The following is a 26,131-nucleotide window of genomic DNA, read 5'->3' as shown; positions in this document are numbered from 1 at the left end:
TTTCATTTTTATTTCTTTTTTTTCCATTTTAATTTCTTTATCTTTCAATTTACCTTTGGACTTCTCTGCCTGCTTCATACATTTTTTCATCATGGCGATAGCGACAGGATCCTTCATATCAATCTTGCTGTGATCCATTTTGCTACAATCAGCTTTTTCAGCTTTTTTTGCATGTAATTTTGGATCATGTGCTGTAGCCGTCATTGATAAAGTAATGGTTGGTATCAATACCAAAGCTAATTTTGTTAAAGTTTTCATGGTTTACTCCTACGTTAATAAAATATTAATGGGTTATTGTATAAATTCATCAAATGCAATATTTTTTGCATCAATGCTTTGGGTTATCAATAAATCAATGGTTGTGCTCATCATGTCTGATGGCCCATACAAATTAAATTCAACACCTTCGATTTGGAAAATTTTGTTAATATTTGATATTAGTTATTCTTGAACATAACCTTTAGTGCTCAGCCAATCTTTAGTAGCCCCAGATAACACAGTTCTAGTGCCACAAAAAAGTAAATGTCCCTTTTAATTAAACTACCATTTTCAGGGGGTAATTAATTGTTCTTCAATTAAAGACTTAATTGGTGCCATACCAGATCCAGCGCCGATTAATATCATCGTTTTATTACTTGATGGTTTTGCATGAAAATATTAAAAGGGACCTAGCGTCTCTATTTTCTGACCTACGGCTAAGTTACATAAATAACTTTAACCTACACCAGGAAATACACTTTTGTTAGGAGCATTTTGTATCTTAATGTTAAACACCAGCTCTTCTGCACCACCGTTATTTTGACCATTAGCCAAGGAATAACTTAGAATACAGGCATTATTCTCATATTCCAAATGTTCAATATGATGCCAGTAGGGTTTTAATGCTTCAGGCAAACGCTACGGAATATATCCCTCCCTTGTCAGCAAAAATAAATATAATGAAATCCACATTCCCTTTACAATCAGCAAAGCTTTTTGAGGTTTTTGTCCACTCGAACAATAGAATTAATAACTATAAAAAACTAATTGAACAAGCCTTGGTTGCGTCGAGACAATCTCAGATTTATTTTTACTTAACTATCCTCTCGGCTCTTAGCTACCTCAATTGTGGCCTGAGTACTCATCAGTCTCGTTACCTGAAAACATAACTATAATGGAGTATTACTGATATATTTTATATAAGGTCTCAAAGCATAACCATCAACATCCTTAGAGCAAAATTCCGTTATAACTAACGAATAATCGCTATATTTCATTCATATAAAAAGAAATACGAGCGATTCCATGTAAAAGTACCAAGATAAAAGGAGAATGTTATTCCCCTAATTTTTAAATTAAAACTTCGCTTCAGAATTTACTTTTAATACTTCGCCTGACATTGTCATCAGGAAATAAATTGTTTTATTTTCTGATTTATTGTTAGCACTAACAATATAACGGTTAGCTTCTGCCGCATGTAGTTTGAAACTTTCTGAAGTCAAACTCTTCCAGCTCGAGTCTAATTTTCCAACCTTGAAACCTAAATCTTTAAAAGTCAGTTTTTGGGTAGCTTTAGCTGCAATTTGTGTTGCTACTTTAGGGCTTATTGTTCCGTGTTCAGTATGCGCGAATGCTGAACTTGTGCTACATATCAATGTAATGAATAAGGCTGCTATTAAAGTTTTCATTTTGGTACTCCAATTATTTTAATTAAATTCAAAGTATGTTTGTTTTTTTATTATTTGAGGTGATTATTTGAGGTGATTATTTGAGGCCATGCTCGGTGTATTCACCTTTTACAATAAGTTGAACAGTGACTGGGGAGTCAGAGGTGTTTTTCCAATACCAACCATGAGAACCAGCAAATGGTGCCGTAAAACTCCCTTTCATTTCACCCAGTGTTGCTATTGCATAACTTTCAAAATAGCCCGTTGTGTCGCCTTCTGGTTCGCCATGTAAATCAAAATACAATGCTGACCTATCTGTTATCCATTCATATTCAAGCTTTTGGTATTGCGCCATGATAAATTTGTATTCAACACCGCGACCAGCAGGAACAATTACTTCAATGGTTTCTGTAGCAACTTTTGATTTTTCGGCGGCTTCTCGTGAAGAGAGTGGAGTAGACGCTTCGGCCTTTACGTTGTGAAAAACGGTTAGTCCAAGTTCATGCCCAATCCCTGTGGGATCAATATTATACTCAGCAGGCAATATAATGGTTAAAAGTGTAATTGCTGCAAAGACTAAGCTAAACAGTGTGTATTTGAGCAATGCTGAATTCGTTAAAGTTATAGTTTGTGGCGTTGTTTTTTGCATCGTTTTATCTCTTAAATTAGGGTAAAGTTTAATAGTAAAAATTTAATAAATTAGTTAATGAAATAACCAGTCAGTTGAAAACCTACCAACATAAACCCTGCACTCATCAACAAACAATTCGTGTTTGTCGCAAAGCGAGTGAAGCTGCTATGTTTACGCCAAAAATTAATCACTAAAAGAATAAAGGCCAAGGCGGTAAACTGTCCTAATTCAACCCCAACATTAAAGGCAATTAAATTAGTAATTAAGCCGTCATCAGGAAGTTGAAACTCTTGTAACTTGGTTGCTAAGCCAAAGCCGTGAAAAAGACCAAAAATCAGTACAGCAAGCTTGGCATTGGGTGATTTACCAAAGAGTCGATTAAAGCCACCTAAATTATCAAAGCCCTTATAAACAACCGATAGCCCAATAATGGCATCGATCACATAAGCATTAACTTGTATGTCACTGATCACGCCAAACAATAAGGTTAAGCTGTGCCCTAGCGTAAACATACTGACATACAATAGAACATCTCGACTTCTATATAAAAAGAACAGCACACCTACTAAGAACAATAAATGATCGTACCCCGTCACCATATGCTTAGCACCGATATACAAAAATGGGATAATTTGTACACCAGTGTTTTGTAGTAAAAATGCTCGTGTGCTTTCATCGACACCATGAGCAAAGGCTTCAATCGGTAACCATATGGCTAGTAAAGCGATAAAACTCGACAAGCTATATCGCTGTATAATATTAAACATTAACGGTTTCCTTTGAATGAGTTGTTTCAGTGGAGATTTCTTCGCGATGTAGTAAACGATATAAAGCTGGAAGAACGAATAGCGTCAATATAGTTGAGGAAATCACCCCTCCGATCACCACAGTCGCTAGTGGGCGTTGAACCTCTGAGCCAATGCCCGTATTAAGTGCCATAGGCACAAAACCTAATGAGGCAACAAGCGCGGTTGTTAGCACAGGTCGAAGTCTTGTCAATGCACCTTCGATAATAGCCGTATCTAAAGCAGCTCCTTCGCGTCTAAGTTCTCGTATAAACGAGACCATAACTAGGCCATTTAAAATAGCGATGCCTGATAAAGCAATAAAACCAACAGCGGCTGATATTGAAAAAGGAACATCTCTCAACAGTAAAGCAAAAATACCACCTGTTAAGGCTAATGGAACACCAGTGAAAATAATCATGGAATCTTTAAATGAGCCTAAAGCCAAGAAAAGAAGACCAATAATCATCACCAACGTAATAGGAACCACGATAGATAGGCGCTCTGATGCTGATTGTAATTTTTGGTAGGTGCCGCCATATTCAATCCAGTAACCCGCAGGTATTTCAACAGACTCATTAATTGAAGCTTGAATATCCTTAACAAATGACCCTAAATCTCTCCCTCGAACGTTAGCGGTAACAAACACTCTACGTTTGCCATTTTCTCTATTGACTTGGTTTGCACCTTCAACCAATACCAATTCAGCTAGCTCCTGTAATGGAACATAACTGTTATCGAACATCTGTATTGGTAGGTAAGCCAAGGCATCAACATCAGTTCTTAGCGCTTCTGGAAGACGTACTACTATGTCTGCACGTTGATCACCTTGATAGAACTTACCCGCAATCGTACCGCCTAACGCTGTGGAAAGTTGATCTTGTAGTTGCTTCACGCTTATTCCATATTTTGCTAGCTGGGCAAGTTTTGGATTAATCGTCATTAGTGGTAAACCAGTCGTTCTCTCTACTTGAATATCAGCAATCCCCTCAACATTAATAATAGCTGCGTTTATGCTCTTTCCTAACGCTGCTAAAGTCTCAAAATCATCTCCAAACACTTTGATAGCCAGCTCTGCACGAACTCCTGATAACAACTCATTAAACCGCATTTGTATTGGTTGTAAGAACTCATATCGATTACCCGGTATAGGCTCTACTACGGCTGCTAATTCCTCAACAAATTGTGCTTTAGGTTTATTAGGATTTGGCCATTCACTGCGTGGTTTTAAAATAATAAAATTATCGGCAACACTGGGTGGTACAGCATCTGTTGCAACATCGGCTGTGCCTATTTTTGCAAAGACACGTTCAACTTCTGGCATTTGATTGATTTTTTCTTCTAAGACTTTTTGTAACGCGACAGCTTGCGACAATGATGTACCGGGAATACGCAAGGCATGCATGGCGATATCACCTTCATCAAGGTTTGGCACAAATTCGCTACCAAGTTTATTGGCAGAAAATCCTGCTAAGCCAACAAGTCCAACTGCGAAAACCACAACAAACCAGCGAACTTTAAGCGCAAATGTTAAAGAGGGACGATAAAGCGCTAAAGATGATTTTATAATGATATTTTCTTTTTCTTTTACAGGGCCTTTGAACAAAATAGCAATAGCTGCCGGAACAAAAGTTACAGATAAAAACATTGCACAACATAATGCTATAACAACGGTTATTGCCATAGGGTGAAACATTTTACCTTCGACACCCGTAAGCGCAAAAATAGGTAAATAAACAGCAGTTATAATAAATACGCCAAATAATGCCGGACGGATGACTTCTTTAGTTGCTTCATAGACCAGTGCTAATCGTTCATTAACTGCCATGGTACGACCATTCGCAGAAGCTGAGCTGAGCTTTCTTAGACAATTCTCAACGATGATAATAGCACCATCAACAAGTAGTCCAAAATCTAACGCCCCTAAACTCATTAGATTGGCACTTACGCCTACTTGTACCATGCCCGTTACGGTCATTAACATCGCAAATGGGATAACCGCGGCAGTAAGTAATGCCGCTCTCATATTGCCTAACAATAAAAACAACACGACAATAACTAATAACGCCCCTTCAAAGAGGTTCATTTTTACTGTATCGAGTGTCTTTTCAACTAAGGTAGTACGGTCATACACAGCGGTAACGGTAATACCTGAGGGTAAACTCGCTTTAACTTCGTCTAACTTTATACCAACCGCTTTAGCAACATTTCGACTGTTCTCACCAATGAGCATGAAAACGGTACTCATCACAACTTCTCTACCATTTTGGGTTGCTGCACCTGTTCTTAATTCTTTTCCTTCTTGTACTTTAGCGACATCAGAAATTCGAATTACACTTCCTTCAGTTGTCCTAACAGGAATATTAGCGATAGCCTCTAAACTTTCTACCTGTCCGGGAATACGTAATAACCATTGAGCGCCATTTTTTTCTATAAACCCAGCGCCCTTATTATCATTATTATTTTCGATCGCTTGAATAATATCTTGCTGATTAAGGCCAAATTCCAGTAGCTTTTTAGGCTCAAAGGCAACAAGTATTTCACGTTTAAAACCACCAATAGGGTTAACTTCAACCACACCATCCACTTGCATTAACTGAGGGCGAATAATCCAATCATGAACCGTTCTTAAATCTGTAGCTGTTATTAACTTCCCTTCATCATTACGTGCATTAGGCTCAGAATCCACGGTAAACATGAATATTTCACCTAACCCAGTTGCTATAGGTCCAAGTTCAGGCTCTAAACCAAAAGGTAAATCTGATTTTGCTGAGACTAAGCGTTCATTCACTAATTGCCTGGCAAAGTAAATATCAGTATTATCACTAAAAATGGCGGTTACCTGCGATAAGCCATAACGTGAAACAGAGCGTGTACTCACTAAATTTGGTATGCCTGCCAATGCGGTTTCTAATGGGTAAGTAACCCGTTGTTCCACTTCAAGCGGTGTATATCCAGGGGCTTCGGTGTTGATCATTACCTGAATGTTGGTAATATCAGGGACGGCATCGATCGGCAACTTGGTAAAATTCCAAAGACCAAGTCCTGCGAAGGCGAGTACCGCCAACATAATAATTGAGTTTCTACGAATAGAAAATCTGAGTAAATATTCGAGCATTATTTTTCCTTTAAAAGTAAGTCTTTTAGGCGTAAACTTTTTTACTGATTGTTGTAATTAAAAGGGAAACCTTTAGTGGTCATGTGATGCGCCAGATTTTTCAACATCGGCTTTGAGAATATAACTATTCTCAGTGACATATTCAGTGCCTAGGGATATACCGCCTAACACTTCAATTTCATCCCCCACTATGCGGCCTAATTCAAGCATTCTTACTTCATATTCATTACCAACCTTGGCATAAACCACGGTAAAATCACGAAAGCTCTGCAATGCGTTACGCTTTACCGCCATCGCTACGTCAAATGAGCCAATTTCAATTCTTGCACTTACAAAAGAGCCTTCAGATAATAAGGAATCACTATTGTTTACTAAGACACGAAATAGCTTCGCCTGATCATTCCTAACTTTTAATACTCGGCTATCAATTTTACTTGTGTACTGTTCTTCAACACCATTAATGTTAAGCGTTGTTTTTGCGCCAATATTAATTTTGGCTAAATCCAAAGGAAAAACAGCTAGCTCCGCAACTAAGGTTTCATCATTAGTCACCGTAAGTAATATTCGGCCTTTAGATTGCTCACCAGAAGTAACGTTAACCGCACTCACAATGCCTTTTTGAGTTGATGTCACCTGATAAGATTGCAAACTTTCATTACTTTCCAGAGTGAGTAACAATTGACCTTTCTTAATTGCATCACCTAGCTTGACGTGAACTTTTTTAACCAGTCCATCGAATCGAGCGTAAACATTACTGCTAGCATCGGCTGGTAACGTTAAGTTTCCAAACACCTCAATGCTTTCATGGAATGTTGATGGCCCGACAACTTCAGTACTAATTTCCATTGCCTCTGCAATTTTTTCATCAATACTTGTTCGACCTTCAAAATTGTCATATTGCCAACTGTAAGTTTTTCCCTGGTATTTAGCCGTTAGAGAGACAATAAATGAGTGAGGTTCGTAGATAACCATATCACCACGAAGATACTGGCCTTCTTGAAAAAAATTAATGTCATCGACACCATCACCTAATCGGGTCAATTTTACATTTAGCTCTACTTTCGCAGGGTCGATAGCTTTTCCATTCTCAGTTGCCCACACACGAAACTCAGGGGGTACTCCCGTTTCAAAAATGGATAGTTCAATGGCAAAATTATCTTTTTTCAATAGTCGTCCACGATTCGGCCCTTTCTCTGGCTCGGCTTCTTCTACCTTTTGCTCTGAAACGGCAAGGCTAGAGAAACTTGTACTTAAGCTAACAAAGCACAGTGTGCTGATTAGAGTTAATATTTTAAATGTTGATTTCATGATTATTTCTCGTTATTTTTTTCAATAGATTGAGCGTTAAAAGGTGTATTAGCGTTTTTATTAATGGCAACTAGAGACGTACCCGTTAATCGTTCTATTTCAATATTGTTTAAATGTGCATTTTGATAAGCAGCAATCAAGTCTGACTGAGCATCTAATAATTCTTTTTGAGTATTTGTCCACTCGGTATAGCTATATCGGCCAATTTTGTAAGCTTTTTCAGCTTCAACAAAAGCTTGTTCAAGCACAGGTATAAGGTTTTCAGTCATAGCATGAATGACATGTTGGCTGTGTTTCATTTGTTCAATAAGCACATACAACTGGGTATTCAATTGATGAACGAGTGCTTGTGACGCTGTTTCTAATTCAGTTTTAGAGGCGTGTAACGCATTTATTTTCCCTTGATTTTGATTGCTATCACCAAAAGGAATTGAAATTCCAGCGACTAAACCAAAATCATCGGTTGTTTCGTAACGTCTTAATCCCGTTGTAAATTTCCATAGTGGTTTAGTTTCAATACGAGCAAGTTCAATCTCAGACTGGACAATTCGCTGTTTTGTAGCGAAAAGACTGACCGAAGGTAGTTGTTTTAGATGAGTAAATAATGAATCAACATCGGTGCTATTGGTTAAAGGTAAATGGGGTAACGATAATAATGACCCAATGATGTTAGTTTCTTTATGTTGCTCGCTTTGCCCCTGTCCTTGCCACTGCGCCAATAACTGATATTTACTGGCATCTACTTCATGAGTTAAGTCTTCAACAACTAATTCTCGTTTAGCGACTTCAGCTTGTGATTTTAGTTTATCAACTAAAGAAGACTTTCCTGCATTTACACGTTTAGTAACGGCTTCAAATGATTTAACCGCTTGCTTTAAGCTCATTTTTGACAGTTTTAATCGCTCTTCATTGACCAATACTTGGATAAAATATTTTGCTGTTTGTGCGGCTAAATCTAGCGCTTTAATTTCTCGCGCGAATGCAACGGTTGATCCCTGAATTTTAGCATTTGCCACTCTGTTTTTTACTAGAGCGTTATCTAAAATCCATGAGATAGATAGTGTGGATTGCGCACTTTTAAAGCCACTATGATCACCCGTACCCATTGCATCCTCAATGGTAAGTCCAATTTCTGGTCTAACCTGAATACCAGCTTGTTGAGCATACCCCTTATAAATATCAGCTTGATTAGCAAATACTTTTAGCTCTGGGTGCATATGCATTGTTTGAGATATTGCCGTAGATAAGTCAAACGATTTCAAGGGGTTGTCTTCTGAGTATGCATAACCTGAGTATGTATAAGCTGAAAGTGTTGAAGTGATCATCAGTACCACAGCGCTAAATTTTACATAACGCCTTGACAAAAACCGATTGGCGGTCGGTTTTTTATTTGTGAATGATTGAGTAAATAGTTTCATTTTTAATACCTTAGAGTGAGCCTTGGAGTAAGCCTTAAATTATTATTTTAATGATCGAATAGCGTTTCAATAGCGTGATGGAGGCTATCTACTGATGTCATTGATATGACGGCTAATAGTATTATTGTGAGTAAAACCACTTTCATTGGAAAAGGTTTGAGTTGAGTATCATTGAGCAATTCTAATACTCTTTGCTCAATGGATTGACGACAAAAGTGAACGAGTAATTCGCTTTTGAACTGTTCATGTATGGAATATTTAGCCGCTAACTTAGTAAATCTCACTAACGTACTAGCAACATTGTGCGCCTGTTGTTGAGTTTTTACGAAGAAAGAATCAGCCGCTTGCTCCATGGTAATTGCCATCATCGATTTCAATATTTTCTTAACATTAGGTGAAAAGTAAGAAGACAATAATGAAAACACCCACTTTTGTAGCGGGTCAGCATAGTATAAATGAGCAAGTTCATGTTGAATGATGATTTCAATGTCATCTGAATCTAGTTGCTCCATCAAGCCTGTAGATATAAAGCACGATGGTTTAATTAACCCACCTGTGAATGCTGTCGGGATCGATGAATTGATTATAAAGACGTTCTCACTCTTCTTTGTCGCTAAAGTGCGCAACAAAATTATCTGATAGTGATTTTTGTAGGCTACAACTAGACTTCGAACAGCAATAGTGAGACTGAAGCCGATGAAGAGAATTAAACTAATACTATGCCAGCTTAAAAAATAATAAATATTAGGATGATGCCAGTGAGCTAATTCAGTTAACCATACAAACATTGCCCCTGATTGAAAAAGAGGGCTAAATAACAGCGTTACAAATAATGCAATAATCCAAGGTGAAAGCACACATAACCAGAGTAACGATTTACGGGTAGGCACAGTGTAACTTTGAATTTTATTTTTTACCGACCAAAAAGCAAGCGAAATAAAGCCATTGGCAACGATAAAAGCTAATACGGCAATCGTGAGTAAATTAAATGCTAACGCCCAATGACCATAAATCATTTTTCGGCCTTTGTTTTTAATTTTTTGCGCTGTTGCTCAATCATAGCTTCAAGTTTATCCAACTGATCCTCATCTAGATCAGATGAAATTGAAGAAAAAGCCGCAACAACGCTATTTTCATCTTTAACAACAAAATCATGAGTAACACTTTTAATGAGTTGGCCTATCAATTCTTGACGAGCAACTTTAGGGAAGTATAGATATGCGTGGCCGTTCTTTACCCGACTTAATAGATCTTTTTTAAATAAGCGATCTAACGTGCTTTGAATGGTATTAAGAGAGCCGCCTCGATTTTTCTCGAAATAGCTATGTACCTGCTTAGCGTCAGCAGGCTGTGCCTTCCAAAGGTATTCCAATACTTGTTTTTCTAGTTCACCGAGTTGCATAGACTTTTCACTACCCTATTTAAGTATTGTGATATTGTCACATTAAAAACCGAGTGGCAATCGGTTTTTAGATTTATTCCACTAAATCTTCTACTTTAGATAATGATTACTCATTACAGCATAGGCACGCACGTCAATCGCAAAGACTTCGATAAGAAAGTGTAACTTCTCTTCTACCCACTCTCTGCGGTGATCAAAGCTTTGACCTGACAAGGCATCTTCGCCACATAAAAAAGCAACTCGAACACAACGCACAACACAATGATAATAAGGGGTATCTACTAAACTGATTTGTTGTTTCCTTGGCGTAGCCATAAATCACCTGTGATTATGTCGCTTGGTTATTTCAGTGTAGTGCATCGGTAGGGATGAGCAATTCTATTAAAATTACTAGGTTGGGTGTCCTATTAATATATTAAAGTCGCATAAGTCTATTTGTTTTTCTATGTTGGCCAAACGAAGGGAGCGGGCTTGTTGGAAGTCGTTTTTGCTACTGCTGTATTTTGGGCGAGTATCCCCCTTATTAATTTCCCCGTTTCTTTATGCTTACTACAAAATGTTTTCAAGTATAAAATTTCAACTCTACTGCGTGCCCAAGGGGTTGTACGCAGAAATTTCAAACTTGATTTGAGGCGCGGTTTATTGGTGAAACAACGAATATTAAGTAACTCACCCATCTTATCCCAACCAATTTTCTTCTCTAGATCGGTTAGGATTTGTTCAAGTTTCACGCCGTGGAGTGGATCATTACTTTTATTCATAGTCTACTTAAATTTAAAAATAGCATTGTAACAAGTTTACTAAATATTGACAGAATTATGCGCTTAACTCAGGTAAAAGTGCAGATAGAACTTTATAGAAAAATTAATATTGTCAATGAGCAGACATAGATATTATTCACGACCTAAGTCAACACCCCTTCAAATTAACGCGTTTAGTAATTCAGTTATTTAGCGCAATAAAAAAGGCTTACATTGCTGTAAGCCTTTTCTATAGTATTGGTGCAGATGGAGAGACTCGAACTCTCACGACCTAAGTCACCACCCCTTCAAATTAACGCTTCTAGTAATTCAGTTATTTAGCGCAATAAAAAAGGCTTACATTGCTGTAAGCCTTTTCTATAGTATTGGTTCAGATGGAGAGACTTGAACTCTCACGACCTAAGTCAACACCCCCTTCAAATTAACGCGTCTAGTAATTCAGTTATTTAGCGCAATAAAAAAGGCTTACATTGCTGTAAGCCTTTTTCATAGTGTTGGTGCAGATGGAGAGACTCGAACTCTCACGACCTAAGTCACCACCCCCTCAAGGTGGCGCGTCTACCAATTCCGCCACATCTGCATTTTTAAAACTTTACTTTGGAATGTCGTTATCACTCGCTTTTTTAGTCGCTGCAGGAATATCGCTATTCTCTGATGACTGACCTGGCTCTACACTTTCGCTAGGGATTGATGAATCGCCTGGTATAGTTTGCTCTACAGGAGTGTTTAAGTTGTTCCACTCATCGGTAGATTTAATTCTATTTGCCGTCAAGTTACCTAACACTAAGCTGATAACAAAGAACGCGATAGCTAACCATGTAGTCGCTTTAGTTAAAAAGTTACCTGAGCCACTTGAACCAAATATTGTTGCTGAAGAGCCGGCACCAAAAGATGCGCCCATATCTGCGCCTTTACCTTGTTGGATTAGAACTAAACCAATTAAACAAATTGAAACAATTAAATAAGCAATAATTAACGATTGATACAACATTTTAAGATCCTTTGGCTGACGAGCAAATTATTTTGAATTCGTCGACTTTTAAACTAGCACCACCAATAAGACCACCGTCAATATCAGTTTGTGCAAATAATTCTTCACAGTTAGCAGCATTTACGCTACCACCGTATAATAATGGCACTTTATTCGCGATAGTATCATCAGCATTAGCTAAAAATTGACGAATAAATAAGTGTGTTGCTTGTGCCATTTCTGGAGATGCTGTTTTGCCAGTACCAATAGCCCAAACAGGCTCGTAAGCAATAACAACATCTGTAAATTTTTCTATACCTATTTCGTCAATTACTGGCTGTAATTGTGAAGCGAGTACTGTCTCTGTTTGTTCAGCAGTTCGTTCATCTTCACTTTCACCAATACACAATATAGGTGTTAAACCAGCATTCAATGTTGCTTTAACTTTATGAGCAACTTGTGTACTTGTTTCTTTGTAAATGCATCTTCGTTCAGAGTGCCCTACAATAACATAATTTACAGAAACTTCCTTGAGCATATCAGTGGATATTTCACCGGTATATGCTCCACTTTGATGCTCGCTTACATTTTGCGCACCTAAATGGATGTTTGCTTGTAAATTTTCACTTTTAGCACTTATTGTAAATGCTGATAGAAAAGGAGCAGGAGGACAAACAACAACGTCGACATTTTTAGCTAGCTTGACACTATTTAATCCTGAAATCATTTCTTTTATCAGCGAGAAACTTCCATTCATTTTCCAGTTTGCGGCTACTATTGCTTGTCTTTTCATTTATCTTTCCTAATTAAAGCGGCGAGATATTAACTAACCTACGAACAAGATACAAGTGTTTAACTTAATATCTTGTTCATTTGCTTATTATTCAACCGTCTGACGTCTATTTTGTTAACAAGCGGCTTTAACAGCATCAGCAATTACATTTGCTAGCTCAGTAACTTCTATTAATTCTGGTCCTTCAACCATAACGCGTATTAAAGGCTCAGTACCTGATTTACGTAATAACACGCGACCACGCCCTGAGAGTTGCTCATTGACCGTATGTACAGCAGCGACGACATTCTGCGCCGTTAACGGGTCATTGTCACCGGTAAACCTAACATTAACTAACACTTGTGGTAATTTAGTCATTCCTTGGCGGAGTTCATGTAAGGTTTTATCACCACTGCAAACAGCGGTTAATACATTTAACGCGGCGATAATACCATCACCCGTAGAAGTATTTTTTAAATTGATCACATGGCCAGAGTTTTCAGCGCCCAACTGCCAACCTTTTTTGTTGAGCATTTCGGTAACATATCGATCGCCTACTTTGCTGCGAGCAAAAGGTATACCCATATCTGCAAGCGCAATTTCAAGACCCATATTACTCATCAGTGTACCAACAACACCACCACTAATAACGCCGCTTTGTAAATCGTTTGAAGCGATAACGTAGACACATTCATCACCATCAAGCACATAGCCGGTATGATCAACCATCATCAAGCGATCGCCATCACCATCGAGTGCAATACCTAAATCAGCCTGATGTTCAACAACAGCCTTACTGATAGCGTCCATTGATGTTGCACCACATTGGTCGTTAATATTGGTACCATTAGGCGATGTACCAATTTCAATCACTTGTGCACCTAATTCACGAAACACGTTAGGTGCAATGTGGTAAGTTGCACCGTGTGCGCAATCAACAACAATTTTAAAATCTTTTAAGGAATATTGGCTAGGGAAATTACTTTTACAAAACTCAATATAGCGCCCAGCAGCGTCTTCAATTCTTGTTGCTTTACCTAATTTAGCCGATTCAACACAGCCCATTTCTTTATCTAATTGAGCTTCAATAGCCAGTTCTACATCATCGGGTAACTTCTCACCATTTTGTGAGAAAAACTTAATGCCGTTGTCATAAAATGGGTTATGTGATGCACTAATAACGATACCCGCTTCAGCGCGAAAAGTTTTAGTAAGGTAAGCAATTCCTGGCGTCGGCATTGGTCCCAATAAGCCAATATCGATACCTGCAGCAGAAAAACCAGCTTCCAGGGCTGACTCAAGCATGTAGCCTGAAATTCGGGTATCTTTACCGATAAGTACTTTTTTTGTGCCTTGGGCAGCTAGTACGCGGCCAGCGGCATAACCTAATTTCATCACAAACTCAGCGGTGATTGGGTATTGTCCTACTAGGCCTCTTATGCCATCGGTTCCAAAATATCTTCTTTCTGACATTTTATTTGTCCTTTATATTTACTTTTTTAGTATATTTAATGATGAGTTATTTATTTATGGTGGTAGCTTGTAAAACTTTTAAAGCATCGACTGTTTCTTTTACATCGTGAACACGAATAATTTTTGCCCCTTGCTGAGCGGCTATAATGGCTGTTGCTAAGCTACCCGCTAAGCGTTCATTAACCTCTCGATTAAGAAGATTACCGATCATCGATTTTCTCGACAGTCCTGCCAATATAGGCAAATCTAGGCATTGAAATTTAGCCATATTCGACAATAAACTATAATTTTGTTCTAACGATTTACCAAAGCCAAAGCCAGGGTCTAAAATAAGACGCGAAGTATTAATACCCGCTTGTGCACAGGCTAAAATTCTTTCGTGAAAGAAAGTGGTAATGTCGTCTATTAAATTAACGTAGTGAGGATTATGCTGCATGGTTCGAGGTAAACCTTGCATATGCATTAAACAAATACCAACACGTTGATCTTGTGCTAATACCGGTAAGCAACCTTCATTTTGCAGGGCTCGAACATCATTGATGATACCTGCCCCATGAGTGATGCCCTCAGACATTACCGCGGCTTTACTGGTATCAATAGAGACAATGATATTAAAACGCGCATTAATGGCTTTTAATACGGGAATAACACGCGCTAACTCATCTTTAACAGAAACGTCTTTAGCGCCTGGACGCGTTGATTCGCCCCCGATATCAATAATGGTGGCGCCATCGGCTATCATCTGTTCAGCTTGTCTTAACGCAGAGTCAATACGAGAGAATTGTCCGCCGTCAGAAAATGAGTCTGGGGTTACATTTAAAATCCCCATCACCTGCGGGGTTTCAATATTAAGAAAATGTGTACCGCAAGGTAGATTTTTCAACAAAACTTATGCTCTTTGTGATTATTCTGTATAGAAATTTATTTTATAAAAAACAACTTACTGTCAGTAAAGTAAATTAACTTTTATAAAATAAAGCCTCGTTAATCGAGGCTATATTTAAAGGCTATTAATCAGCAGAGGCGTCACTAGGTTTATCTAGATCTGGCGCTACTTCTTTTTTCTCAGCTTTATCTTCTTTAGTATCAGAAGAGGCATTGTCATCAGCTTTAGGTGGCTTCTTTGAATCAGAGTGATTATCCCACTCAGCCATTGGCGGACGAACTTCTCTGCGTTCCATTAAGTCATCGATTTGTCTAGCATCGATAGTTTCGTAATGCATTAACGCATCTTTCATTGTCTCTAAAATATCACGGTTCTCGTTCAATATCTTTTCTGCACGTTGATAATTACGGTCAACAAATGCTTTGATTTCAATATCAATCGCTTGTGCAGTTTCGTCAGACATGTTCAACGATTTAGATGATGAACGACCTAAAAACACTTCACCTTCTTCTTCAGCAAATAACATTGGACCCAATTTTTGTGAGAAGCCCCACTGAGTAACCATTTTACGAGCAAGTTGAGTCGCACGTTCAATATCGTTAGATGCACCGGTAGAAACTTTCTCAAAACCGTAAATCATTTCTTCAGCGATACGACCACCGTAAAGTGACGAAATATTACTTTCTAAATGCTGTTTACTATGACTAAACCTGTCTTGTTCTGGTAAATACATAGTGACACCTAAAGCGCGGCCACGAGGAATAATACTTACCTTGTAAACGGGGTCATGATCTGGCACTAAACGACCAACAATCGCGTGCCCTGCTTCATGATAAGCTGTCATGGCTTTTTCTTCTTCGCTCATAACCATCGAACGACGTTCAGCACCCATTAATATTTTGTCTTTCGCTTTTTCAAATTCATCCATCGATACAGTGCGGCGAGCCGAACGTGCAGCGAATAATGCGGCTTCATTAACTAAGTTAGCTAAATCTGCACCTGACATGCCCGGTGTACCACGTGCAATAACTGATGCTTTAACATCGTCACCCAAAGGTACTTTGCGCATATGCACTTTAAGAATTTGTTCGCGACCACGAATATCTGGTAGACCAACCGTAACTTGACGGTCAAAACGACCAGGACGAAGTAGTGCTGGATCTAAAACGTCTGGACGGTTAGTTGCGGCAATAACGATAACGCCTTCATTACCTTCAAAACCATCCATTTCAACCAACATTTGGTTAAGTGTTTGTTCACGTTCGTCGTGTCCACCCCCCATACCTGCGCCACGTTGGCGACCTACCGCATCGATTTCATCGATGAAGATGATACAAGGGGCTGATTTTTTAGCTTGCTCAAACATGTCACGCACACGAGATGCACCAACACCAACAAACATTTCAACAAAGTCAGAACCTGATATAGTGAAAAATGGTACTTTAGCTTCACCAGCAATAGCTTTTGCCAGCAAGGTTTTACCTGTACCCGGTTGTCCTACAAGTAAGACACCTGAAGGAATACGGCCACCAAGTTTTTGGAATTTAGTTGGCTCTTTTAAGTAATCAACAAGCTCAGAAACTTCTTCTTTCGCTTCGTCGCAACCAGCAACATCAGCAAAAGTTGTTTTTATCTGATCTTCACTTAAAAGTTTCGCTTTAGACTTACCAAAAGACATCGCTCCTTTTCCACCACCGCCTTGCATCTGACGCATGAAGAATATCCATACACCTATCAACAAAATCATTGGGAACCAAGAGATAAAAATAGTGGTTAGAAAGCTAGTTTCTTCCGGCAATTCACCAGAAGCATTAACGCCTTGTTTAACTAAATCGTTAATTAAATCACGATCGAAACCACCAGGAATAACAGTAACAAAGGCTTCACCACTACGTTTTGTGCCTTTGATAACACCATTACGATCAACATTTGCGTCACGGATCTGTCCTTGACGGACATCTTTAATGAAACGCGTGTAATCAACTTGTTGTTCAGTAGTGGTGCTCGGAGTGAACCCTTGGAATACCGACATTAAAACAACCGCTATTACCAACCATAAAATAAGATTTTTTGCCATATCGCTCAACTTAATGACCTCTTGTACTTTGAATGAACTTTTACTTAACCGTCAACTAGCACAGATAAACGGCTAGTTCTGAAATCAACCTAAACTTTTAAGTTGATGAGTCGTAATTTACTATAATTTAACGCTCGGAGCTATTTAAATCCGGTAGCAACCAAATATACTTCGCGTGAACGTGCACGTGACGAATCTGGTTTACGGGTTTTTACTGTTTTAAATGCTCCTCTTAAGTCTTGCATAAATTGCTCAAATCCTGCTCCTTGAAAGACTTTAACAACAAATGCGCCATTTTTCTTTAATACCTGATTACACATGTCTAATGCTAATTCAACAAGATACATACTTCTTGCGGCATCGGCACCGTCATTACCGGTAAAATTAGCGGCCATGTCAGACATAACAACATCGATATCTTTGCCGCCAATACGGTTTAGTAATGCATTAAGTACCGGTTCTTCTCTGAAGTCGCCTTGTAAAAAGTCAACACCAGCAATAGGGTCCATTGCCAGGATATCACAAGCAATAATTTGCCCGCCACTTCCAACGGCTTTGACCGCATATTCTGACCAACCTCCTGGTGCAGCACCTAGGTCGACCACTTTCATGCCTTTTTTAATCAGCTTATCTTTAACGTTTATTTCTTCAATTTTAAAGTATGCTCTAGAACGCACACCGAGTTTCTGAGCTTTTTTTACATACTCATCATCAAAGTGTTCTTGCATCCAACGGGTACTACTATTACTTAATTTCTTTTTACTCATTAATTTAACTTAATTAATTTGTTAATAATGCAAAACGATTTAACGTTTTATTAGTATTACAGAGTAGATGGAGGTAAAATAGTATTAATTCAAGCTAACTTGTAACGAAAATTGTTAATGAGCCTAAATAAAAAACAAATACAGTATTTAAAAGGTCTTGCGCACCCATTGAAACCAGTGGTTTTATTGGGTAACAACGGCTTAACAGAGGCAGTAGTTGCCGAAATTGATTATTCATTAAATCATCATGAATTAATTAAAATTAAAATCCCAACCGATGATCGTGACAGTAAAGCATTAATTGTTGAAGCTATTTGCCGTGAAACAGCGTCAATTAAAGTTCAAGTAATTGGTAAAACATTAATTATTTATCGTCAGTCACCAGAAAAGAAAATAAGAATTCCAAAAATTTAATTTTTACATTCTTATCTAAAAGAGCTTCGGCTCTTTTTTTATGTCTAAAATTTATGACTACACGCAGACTGACATTTAAAGATTACATTATTGACAACTATATTAGGATATCCTAATGTAGCTGTAATAGAAAAACGATATTGACTCTTTTTAATCATTAAATATTAAGGCATTTATAAATGTTGAAAACTATCCCGACACTGATAGCTGAAATTAGAAAAAACATTCAAACTACATCGGCTCATGATGCTTACCTAAGTGCGAAAAAAGAGAAAAGCCTCTTTATTGACGTGCGTGAAGCGCAAGAAGTTGCCACTAGCCCAGTGATAAATTCAGTTAATATTCCACGTGGTGTTTTAGAGATGAATATTGGTAGCTGCACGACTGATGAAGACCAGCGTATATATCTTCATTGTGCAACCGGCGGCCGGGCGAGTCTTGCTGCTGAACAATTAAACCGTTTAGGCTATAAAAATGTTTGGGCTATTATATGTCAGCATAATGATGTTTGTTCTGCACAAGAAAAAAGTTAGCATCGCGACAATAACCCTACATTTTACTTAAGAGTAAAATTGAAAAGGCTAAACAATTGATTTGTTTAGCCTTTTTATCTCTTCAAGGAATACTAGATCGTTAGTTTTGATTTATTTAACGCTAATATTTGCCCGCCAATACCTTTAACATTCAACAAGTCTTCGACCGAGATAAACTTACCGTTTTCATTTCGGTATTTGACAATGGCTGCCGCTTTTTTCATGCCTATGCCTTTTAATAAGGATAAGGTCTTAATATCAGCATGGTTTATATCAATACGCTCGTCAATTTGATTAACATTGGCATTGGGCTCATTACCACCGACACTTTCAGCAAAGCTTAATGACGAAAAAGTAAAGGTCAGGCAAATAAGTAAGATTTTTGAAAAATTAATCATGATTATATCCTTTTATTGTAAATTCCATTACGCCTCACAAACAATAAACTGTTAATTTATTATTAATAAGACGTTAATAGGTTTAGGATAAAATTTTACTTTTGTCAATTTATAGCCATTAATAAAATTATGCTAATTGACCTTAATTAAGCGATAAATTAATCGACTGCAAAACTTGCTGTGGGTTTTCAGCTTGAGTAATAGGTCTGCCAATAACTAAATAATCAACACCAACGGCCATTGCCTGCTCTGGCGTCATAATACGTTTTTGATCATCACTGGCGGCACCTGCAGGTCTAATACCTGGCGTGATAAGCTTAAAGTCTTTACCTAAAGCGCTTTTCAGGCTTTGAGCTTCCTGTGCTGAACAAACAACACCATCAAGGCCAGCTTCTTTTGTCAACTTTGCTAGCAGCATCACTTGCTCGGCTGGCGTTCGCGTAATACCTAAGCCCAGTAAATCTTCTTCACTCATACTGGTTAAAACAGTGACGGCAATAAGTAATGGGGCGTTATCACCGTATTTTTCTAATGCCTGTTTAGCTTTAACCATCATTTCATGTCCACCACTGGCATGAACATTAACCATCCACACCCCCATCTCTGCAGCAGCGGTTACCGCTTTTGCTACGGTGTTAGGAATATCGTGGAACTTTAAATCTAAAAAGACATCGAAGCCGCGACCCGTCAATTCTTTAACAAACGCAGGTCCAAAATGAGTAAACATTTCTTTACCCACTTTTAAACGACAATCCTTTGGTTGAATCTTATCAACGAATGCAAGCGCATCCGCTTTTTTATCGAAATCTAGGGCAACAACTACTTTTGCATCATTCATACTCAATCCTCAATTCTTAATTCTTAATTCTTAATTCTTAATTCTTAATTCTTTAATAATTTTTGAGTTCAAAGTCCTAAGGTTCAAGAGCAAAGAAAAAGCACGGAGCTGACGAAAGTCAATGAGTACTTTTGAAGACGCTATTGAGTCTTAGGGCGAAGAAATCGGTAATTATTCTCCTTCAAGGCCCCGCACTGGTTTCAATTGTTCCCAGTCATGGCATGAAGGACACGCCCAATAATGTTTACTGCTATTAAAACCACAGGTTCGACAACTATAACGCGGTTTTAGATTCAAATAAGCGCCAATCAATTCTTTGATCATCTCTAAATTTTCGGTGTTGTCATGCTCGGTAGAGTTAACCATTTGCATCTTAATAAAATGCTTAAAGCCTTTAATGGTTGGACGCTTTTTCAAAGCAAGTAAAATAAATTCTTTCGCTTTTTCGTTGCCATATTTAGCTTCAAGGTGACTTAAGTATTTTATCAGTGCGCTCGAACCACCGGTTTCATCATAAACTTTTCTAATAAATTTAAAATATTCATCGTCGGCATCTAACTGATGATAACAATTTTGCATTTCATCAATAACATCAGGAAAGAATTCTTTATCCTGAAGATAGATGTCTTGATAGCATCCGCAGGCTTCATTGAACTGTTGATGCTTTTCATAAATTTGAGCTAATAACCAATTAGCACGACAAGAATTAGCATCATAAATCAACGCCAACTCTAATAACTCTATGACTTCAATAAAGTTATCTTCTGCTAAGGCTGTTGTCGCTAATTCACAATAAAAATTAGCTAAGTTATGAAGAAGTTTTTTATCTTTAGTTTTAACAATGGCTTTTTTATGACTGATGCCTTTTGACCAATCTTTAGTAGACTGGTAAATACGCATTAAATAATCAAGGGATTTTAAGCCATAGTGTTTTGATTTAAGTAGCTTTTCAAACATGGTTTCAGCGCGGTCGTATAAGCCGGCACTAAAAAAATCTTTACCTAGCTCAAAAGCAGCTTGTTGCTTATCTTTAGCGGGTAGATGTTTCTGTCTAACTAAGTGCTCATGCACTTTTAATGCGCGGTCGAGCTCACCACGGCGACGAAATAAATTAGCCATGGCAAAATGTGCTTCAACAGTATCATCTTCAACTTTAAGGGCTTCTAGTAAGTAGTCGATCGCTTTATCTTGTTGATTTGATAGGAGGTAATTTAAGCCTGTTGAATATTTTATCGACAAGGCTTGTTTAGCTGAGTGATCATTTTGTTTAACACTATTACGACCCATGAACCAGCCATAGCCCATTGCAACAGGGAGTAATAAGAACAATAGTTCTAACATATAATTTACACTGATTCTTTAGAGGATGATTTTTTAGGTTTTATCATTCGAACAAACTTCCACAATAATGCAAAGAGTAAGCCCAGTACAAAGCCCAAAGTGGTAAATAAACTGACAGCCGCAGCAACTGATAATTCAGTTCGGGCGATGAGATAATTCAATGTTAAGGTCTGCTCATTTTGACTACCAAAAATAAAAGCGATGACTAGTAAGCTGAACAGGAAAAACGCTGTAATATAAATACGCAAAATAAGTTACCTATGATGAAAATTAAGTTAAAAAAAACGGCATACCATTATAGCATGCCGTTTTATTGATAATTTATCAATTACGCTATTGAAAGATTTACTCTTTCACGTAACTCTTTTCCAGGTTTAAAATGAGGAACGTATTTACCTGCCAACTCAACGGATTCGCCAGTCTTAGGGTTACGTCCAACACGAGGAGCACGAAAATGTAATGAAAAACTACCAAAACCACGAATTTCAATACGCTCACCTTTTGACAAGGTTTGTGCCATCATTTCTAAGATTTCTTTAATAGACTGTTCAACATCTCTCGCTGATAAATGACTTAATTTATCGGCTAATCTTTCAATAAGTTCAGATTTGGTCATTTGACCTCCTGTGTTCACTAGTTTGAAGTTAATAGTACCTTCTCGCCAATGGATTTTAAACGAAGAGAAGCGTTATATTTCAAACACTTCTCACCTTCAAGTGTCTAAATTAGTTTTTAGCGTTTTTAAACGCTGCAGCCATTGCACTTAAACCAGTTTCTTCAACTTGGTTTAGGTTATCCATAGCTTCACGTTCTTCAGCTTGGTCTTTAGCTTTGATTGATAAGCTGATAGCACGGTTCTTACGATCCACACCCATAAACTTAGTCTCAACACTATCACCAACAGATAATTCAGTTGACGCATCTTCGATACGCTCACTAGAAATATCAGATACGCGTAGGTATCCTTCAACGCCTTCGGCTAATTCAATTTTAGCGCCTTTAGCATCTACTTCGATAACCTTACCTGTAACAATAGCACCTTTCTTAGTATCTGCAAGGTACTGATTAAACGGATCATCTTCAGTTTGCTTAACACCTAAAGAAATACGTTCGCGCTCAGGGTCAACTTGTAGAACTACAGCTGATATTTCATCACCTTTCTTGTATTCACGAACAGCTTCTTCACCGCCAGCCCATGAAATATCAGATAAGTGAACAAGACCATCAATGCCGCCGTCAAGACCAATAAAGATACCAAAGTCAGTAATTGACTTGATCTTACCTGATACTTTGTCGCCTTTGTTGAAGTTCTTAGCGAACTCTTCCCAAGGGTTAGCGATACACTGTTTAAGGCCTAAAGAAATACGACGACGTTCTTCGTCAATTTCTAATACCATAACTTCAACCGTGTCACCTAAGTTAACAACTTTAGACGGGTGGATGTTCTTGTTAGTCCAATCCATTTCAGAAACGTGAACTAAACCTTCAACGCCTTCTTGGATTTCAACAAAACAACCGTAGTCAGTTAAGTTAGTTACACGACCAGTAAGTTTAGCGCCTTCAGGGTAACGCTTAGCAATTGCTACCCATGGATCTTCACCTAACTGCTTCATACCTAGAGATACACGAGTGCGCTCACGGTCAAACTTCAATACTTTAACTTGTATTTCGTCACCAACATTTACGATTTCACTTGGGTGCTTAACGCGCTTCCAAGCCATATCTGTAATGTGTAGTAAGCCGTCAATGCCGCCTAAGTCTACGAATGCGCCGTAGTCAGTAAGGTTCTTAACGATACCTTTAACTTCTAGGCCTTCTGCTAATGACTCTAACAATGCATCACGTTCTACGCTGCTTTCAGATTCGATAACGGCACGACGAGAAACAACAACGTTATTACGCTTTTGATCAAGCTTAATAACTTTAAATTCTAATTCTTTGCCTTCAAGGTGAGTTGTATCGCGAATTGGGCGAACATCTACTAATGAACCCGGTAAGAAAGCACGAATATCGCTAACTTCAACCGTGAAACCACCTTTAACTTTACCGTTGATAACACCGATAACAGTTTCTTTTTCTTCATATGCTTTCTCAAGCACTTGCCACGCTTCATGACGTTTAGCGTCATCACGTGAAAGAATAGTTTCACCAAAACCGTCATCTGTAGCTTTAAGAGATACGTCGACTTCATCGCCAACGCTTACATCAACTTCACCAGCGTTGTTTTTAAACTGGTTAATGTCAATAACACTTTCAGATTTAAGGCCAGCATCAACGATAACATTGTCTTTAGTAATAGCGACAATCGTACCTTTGATAATTGAACCAGGGCGTGTTTCGATTTCTTTTAAACTTTCTTCAAATAGTTGTGCGAAATTTTCAGTCATAACTTGCATATAAACTCAGTTATTAATCCAGTCAACATCAATGTTTCATGGGGTTATTTAATAGTGCCCAGTGCATCCGTACAGTAGGCTATAGGTTGATTTTTGAAGCTATATAGCTTCGTTTACGTTAACTTGCCATTGGCAAATGTTAAAATCTTAGCGACCACTTCATCAATAGAAAGATCAGTAGAATCAACAATTAACGCACCTTCTGCTGGGATAAGGGGAGCGACCGTACGGGTCTGATCTCGCTCATCTCGCTGACGTATGTCATCCAAAAGGCGCCCGATTTTAACATCAAAACCTTTCTCTTTCAACTGATTAAATCGACGTTGTGCTCGTTCTTCTGCAGAAGCGGTTAAAAATACTTTAACCGGTGCGTTACTAAAAACGATTGTTCCCATGTCTCTTCCATCAGCGACAAGCCCAGGAGCGACTTTAAAAGCACGTTGGCGACGTAAAAGCGCTTCACGCACTCGAGGGAAGGCTGCTATTTTAGAAGCGATAGCACCGACTTCTTCTGTGCGTATGCTATTACTAACATCTTCGCCTTCTAAAATAACTTTTCCTTCACCTTGACTGGTTATTTCAAATTGCACGTCTAAATGAGCAGCAATGGGGATCAAGGATTCTTCATCTTCGATAGTTAAATGGTGATGCAATGTCGCCACTGCAAGCACACGATAAATAGCTCCGCTGTCAAGCAAGTGCCAGCCAAGTTGCTCTGCAACTAAACGTGCGGCTGTGCCCTTACCTGCTCCACTAGGTCCATCTATAGTTATTACCGGTATTTGTTCTATCATATTTTTATCTACACTAAAGCTAGTTAAACTAAGTTAGTCACTTAATTTAAGCTTGATTGAGTGTTAGTCCCACTTGGTTTGCTAAGGTGACAAAATTAGGGAACGAAGTCGCTACATTGTCACACTCTAAAATTTGAATTTCGCCAGTAGCTCGTAATGAGCTAATCGCAAAAGACATGGCAATACGGTGGTCATCATGACTATGAATAGTCCCTGATGTTAATTGCCCACCAACAATATCTATACCGTCATCATAAACAGTACAGTCAATATCTAATTCTTTTAAGCCATCAGCCATTGCTTGGATGCGATCGCTTTCTTTCACTCTTAATTCTTCTGCACCACGTAACCGTGTTGTACCTTCAGCACAAGCAGCCGCAATAAATATCGCCGGGAACTCATCAATGGCAAGCGGTACATCACGTTCGTTAATATCAATACCTTTTAATGGTGATGATTTAACCACAACATCAGCAACAGGCTCTCCGCCCGCCATACGCTCGTTAATGATGCTCAAATCGCCATTCATCTGCTGTAAAATATTAATAGCGCCAATACGCGTTGGGTTCATACCCACATTACGAATAGTCAACTGCCCTTCTTTAGCAATTAAACCCGCAACCATAAAAAATGTTGCTGATGAAATATCGCCAGGTACTTGAATGTCGCAAGCCGTTAATTGATGGCCGCCTTCAATGGAAACCTTTTTACCCATCGGGGTATCTTCAACCTTTACCGGATAACCAAAAGCGGTCAACATGCGTTCAGTGTGATCGCGAGTAATACCGGGTTCGGTTACCGAGGTAATGCCGTCGGCATAAATTCCCGCAAGTAATACACAAGATTTTACTTGCGCACTGGCCATTGGCAAGTCGTAATGAATCGCGGTTAAGGTTTGACCTTCATCAATACCTTGTGAAATAACCGGTGGCGTACCGTTTTCGGCAGCAGAGATATTTGCACCCATTAATTTTAATGGGTCAACAACGCGTGCCATAGGACGTTTATTTAAAGAACTGTCACCAGCCATTTGCCAAGCAAAATTTTGTCCGGCGAGTAATCCCGACATTAATCGGATAGTTGTTCCTGAATTACCAATATTTAAAGCTTCTTGAGGTGCGGTCAAACCACGCAAACCTTTGCCATGAATAACAACATTTTGTTGCTTGTCAGGGCCTTCTATTTTTATGCCCATCGCCTTAAATGCATTCATTGTTGCTAAACAATCGTCTCCAGGTAAGAAACCCGAAACATGCGTGGTACCTTCAGCTAAAGAGCCAAACATAATAGAGCGATGCGAACATGACTTGTCACCTGGTACAATGATATCTCCGGATACTTTTCCGGCAAGGCCTGTGGTGATAGTTAATGTTTTATTTACTTGAGACATTTTTTTTCCATTA

Annotated in this window: 26 protein-coding genes, 1 tRNA gene and 1 pseudogene; 2 read left to right on the top strand and 26 right to left on the bottom strand. The window is 38.4% G+C overall.

The window, feature by feature from the left end; genetic code table 11:
• The 18 genes and pseudogenes from H4J76_RS13715 to rlmE all read right to left on the bottom strand — a co-directional run.
• The coding region (locus H4J76_RS13715; protein WP_259377147.1) for a hypothetical protein at positions 1-258 on the bottom strand (258 nt) is incomplete at its 3' end.
• A gap of 1,076 nt (positions 259-1,334) precedes the next feature.
• A complete protein-coding gene (locus tag H4J76_RS13710; protein ID WP_182215863.1) occupies positions 1,335-1,667 on the bottom strand; it encodes a DUF6488 family protein in 333 nt (110 codons plus the stop codon).
• A 76-nt stretch (positions 1,668-1,743) separates the two neighbouring features.
• A complete protein-coding gene (locus H4J76_RS13705; protein ID WP_182215861.1) occupies positions 1,744-2,295 on the bottom strand; it encodes a hypothetical protein in 552 nt (183 codons plus the stop codon).
• A 50-nt stretch (positions 2,296-2,345) separates the two neighbouring features.
• The gene (locus H4J76_RS13700; RefSeq protein ID WP_182215859.1) at positions 2,346-3,044 is read right to left on the bottom strand and encodes a HupE/UreJ family protein; all 699 of its coding nucleotides are present in this window, start codon (positions 3,042-3,044) and stop codon (positions 2,346-2,348) included.
• Positions 3,037-6,180, bottom strand: a complete 3,144-nt coding sequence (locus H4J76_RS13695; protein ID WP_182215857.1) for an efflux RND transporter permease subunit — start codon at positions 6,178-6,180, stop codon at positions 3,037-3,039. The genes H4J76_RS13700 and H4J76_RS13695 overlap by 8 nt, the downstream gene beginning before the upstream one ends.
• Before the next feature lie 72 nt (positions 6,181-6,252).
• Positions 6,253-7,488: an efflux RND transporter periplasmic adaptor subunit gene (locus tag H4J76_RS13690; RefSeq protein ID WP_182215855.1), complete on the bottom strand. Its 1,236-nt coding sequence runs from the start codon at positions 7,486-7,488 to the stop codon at positions 6,253-6,255.
• 2 nt (positions 7,489-7,490) lie between these two features.
• Positions 7,491-8,906 carry a TolC family protein gene (locus H4J76_RS13685; protein WP_259364933.1) on the bottom strand — a complete coding sequence of 472 codons (1,416 nt, stop codon included), beginning with the start codon at positions 8,904-8,906 and terminating at the stop codon, positions 7,491-7,493.
• A 47-nt stretch (positions 8,907-8,953) separates the two neighbouring features.
• Positions 8,954-9,922 (bottom strand): M56 family metallopeptidase, encoded by a 969-nt coding sequence (locus H4J76_RS13680; protein ID WP_182215853.1) that lies wholly within the window; start codon positions 9,920-9,922, stop codon positions 8,954-8,956.
• A complete protein-coding gene (locus H4J76_RS13675; protein ID WP_182215851.1) occupies positions 9,919-10,308 on the bottom strand; it encodes a BlaI/MecI/CopY family transcriptional regulator in 390 nt (129 codons plus the stop codon). Before H4J76_RS13675 ends, H4J76_RS13680 begins: the two co-directional genes overlap by 4 nt.
• A 102-nt stretch (positions 10,309-10,410) precedes the next feature.
• Positions 10,411-10,623: pseudogene (locus H4J76_RS13670) on the bottom strand (transposase); the annotation flags it as partial.
• Between the two features lie 128 nt (positions 10,624-10,751).
• Entirely contained in the window at positions 10,752-11,069 is a 318-nt protein-coding gene (locus H4J76_RS13665; RefSeq protein ID WP_182215849.1) for a VF530 family DNA-binding protein, read from the bottom strand.
• 495 nt (positions 11,070-11,564) lie between these two features.
• Positions 11,565-11,649 (bottom strand) — tRNA-Leu (locus H4J76_RS13660).
• Between the two features lie 12 nt (positions 11,650-11,661).
• Entirely contained in the window at positions 11,662-12,057 is a 396-nt protein-coding gene (gene secG, locus H4J76_RS13655; protein WP_182215881.1) for a preprotein translocase subunit SecG, read from the bottom strand.
• 4 nt (positions 12,058-12,061) lie between these two features.
• Positions 12,062-12,832: a triose-phosphate isomerase gene (tpiA, locus tag H4J76_RS13650; RefSeq protein ID WP_182215847.1), complete on the bottom strand. Its 771-nt coding sequence runs from the start codon at positions 12,830-12,832 to the stop codon at positions 12,062-12,064.
• A gap of 114 nt (positions 12,833-12,946) precedes the next feature.
• Positions 12,947-14,284, bottom strand: a complete 1,338-nt coding sequence (glmM, locus tag H4J76_RS13645) for a phosphoglucosamine mutase (RefSeq protein WP_182215846.1) — start codon at positions 14,282-14,284, stop codon at positions 12,947-12,949.
• A gap of 46 nt (positions 14,285-14,330) precedes the next feature.
• Positions 14,331-15,113, bottom strand: coding sequence for a dihydropteroate synthase (gene folP / locus H4J76_RS13640; protein ID WP_182215879.1), 783 nt, complete (start codon positions 15,111-15,113; stop codon positions 14,331-14,333).
• 181 nt (positions 15,114-15,294) lie between these two features.
• Complete coding sequence (gene ftsH / locus H4J76_RS13635; RefSeq protein WP_070373824.1) at positions 15,295-17,256, bottom strand: ATP-dependent zinc metalloprotease FtsH; 1,962 nt, start codon at positions 17,254-17,256, stop codon at positions 15,295-15,297.
• A gap of 131 nt (positions 17,257-17,387) precedes the next feature.
• Complete coding sequence (gene rlmE, locus H4J76_RS13630) at positions 17,388-18,014, bottom strand: 23S rRNA (uridine(2552)-2'-O)-methyltransferase RlmE (protein WP_182215844.1); 627 nt, start codon at positions 18,012-18,014, stop codon at positions 17,388-17,390.
• Positions 18,015-18,131: 117 nt separating this feature from the next.
• Between rlmE and yhbY the strand changes: the two genes are divergently transcribed.
• Complete coding sequence (yhbY, locus tag H4J76_RS13625) at positions 18,132-18,428, top strand: ribosome assembly RNA-binding protein YhbY (RefSeq protein ID WP_070373826.1); 297 nt, start codon at positions 18,132-18,134, stop codon at positions 18,426-18,428.
• 179 nt (positions 18,429-18,607) lie between these two features.
• Positions 18,608-18,961 carry a rhodanese-like domain-containing protein gene (locus tag H4J76_RS13620; protein WP_182215843.1) on the top strand — a complete coding sequence of 118 codons (354 nt, stop codon included), beginning with the start codon at positions 18,608-18,610 and terminating at the stop codon, positions 18,959-18,961.
• A gap of 92 nt (positions 18,962-19,053) precedes the next feature.
• Here the strand turns inward: H4J76_RS13620 and H4J76_RS13615 are convergent, their stop codons facing one another.
• The 8 genes from H4J76_RS13615 to aroA form a co-directional block, all read right to left on the bottom strand.
• Positions 19,054-19,359 carry a helix-hairpin-helix domain-containing protein gene (locus H4J76_RS13615; protein WP_182215842.1) on the bottom strand — a complete coding sequence of 102 codons (306 nt, stop codon included), beginning with the start codon at positions 19,357-19,359 and terminating at the stop codon, positions 19,054-19,056.
• A 142-nt stretch (positions 19,360-19,501) separates the two neighbouring features.
• A complete protein-coding gene (pyrF, locus tag H4J76_RS13610; RefSeq protein ID WP_182215840.1) occupies positions 19,502-20,197 on the bottom strand; it encodes an orotidine-5'-phosphate decarboxylase in 696 nt (231 codons plus the stop codon).
• Positions 20,198-20,368: 171 nt separating this feature from the next.
• Entirely contained in the window at positions 20,369-21,538 is a 1,170-nt protein-coding gene (gene lapB / locus H4J76_RS13605; RefSeq protein WP_182215838.1) for a lipopolysaccharide assembly protein LapB, read from the bottom strand.
• A gap of 5 nt (positions 21,539-21,543) precedes the next feature.
• Positions 21,544-21,786, bottom strand: coding sequence for a lipopolysaccharide assembly protein LapA domain-containing protein (locus H4J76_RS13600; protein ID WP_182215837.1), 243 nt, complete (start codon positions 21,784-21,786; stop codon positions 21,544-21,546).
• Positions 21,787-21,866: 80 nt separating this feature from the next.
• Complete coding sequence (gene ihfB / locus H4J76_RS13595) at positions 21,867-22,154, bottom strand: integration host factor subunit beta (protein ID WP_070373831.1); 288 nt, start codon at positions 22,152-22,154, stop codon at positions 21,867-21,869.
• Positions 22,155-22,263: 109 nt separating this feature from the next.
• Entirely contained in the window at positions 22,264-23,925 is a 1,662-nt protein-coding gene (gene rpsA, locus H4J76_RS13590) for a 30S ribosomal protein S1 (RefSeq protein ID WP_070376968.1), read from the bottom strand.
• A gap of 122 nt (positions 23,926-24,047) precedes the next feature.
• The gene (cmk, locus tag H4J76_RS13585) at positions 24,048-24,728 is read right to left on the bottom strand and encodes a (d)CMP kinase (protein WP_182215835.1); all 681 of its coding nucleotides are present in this window, start codon (positions 24,726-24,728) and stop codon (positions 24,048-24,050) included.
• A 46-nt stretch (positions 24,729-24,774) separates the two neighbouring features.
• A complete protein-coding gene (gene aroA / locus H4J76_RS13580; RefSeq protein ID WP_182215833.1) occupies positions 24,775-26,118 on the bottom strand; it encodes a 3-phosphoshikimate 1-carboxyvinyltransferase in 1,344 nt (447 codons plus the stop codon).
• Positions 26,119-26,131: the final 13 nt, after the last annotated feature.

The organism is Colwellia sp. BRX9-1, from assembly GCF_014077195.1.
GTDB lineage: Bacteria > Pseudomonadota > Gammaproteobacteria > Enterobacterales > Alteromonadaceae > Colwellia_A.
Note: the sequence above shows the minus strand (reverse complement) of the source record. Positions and strands in the feature narration are given on the sequence as shown.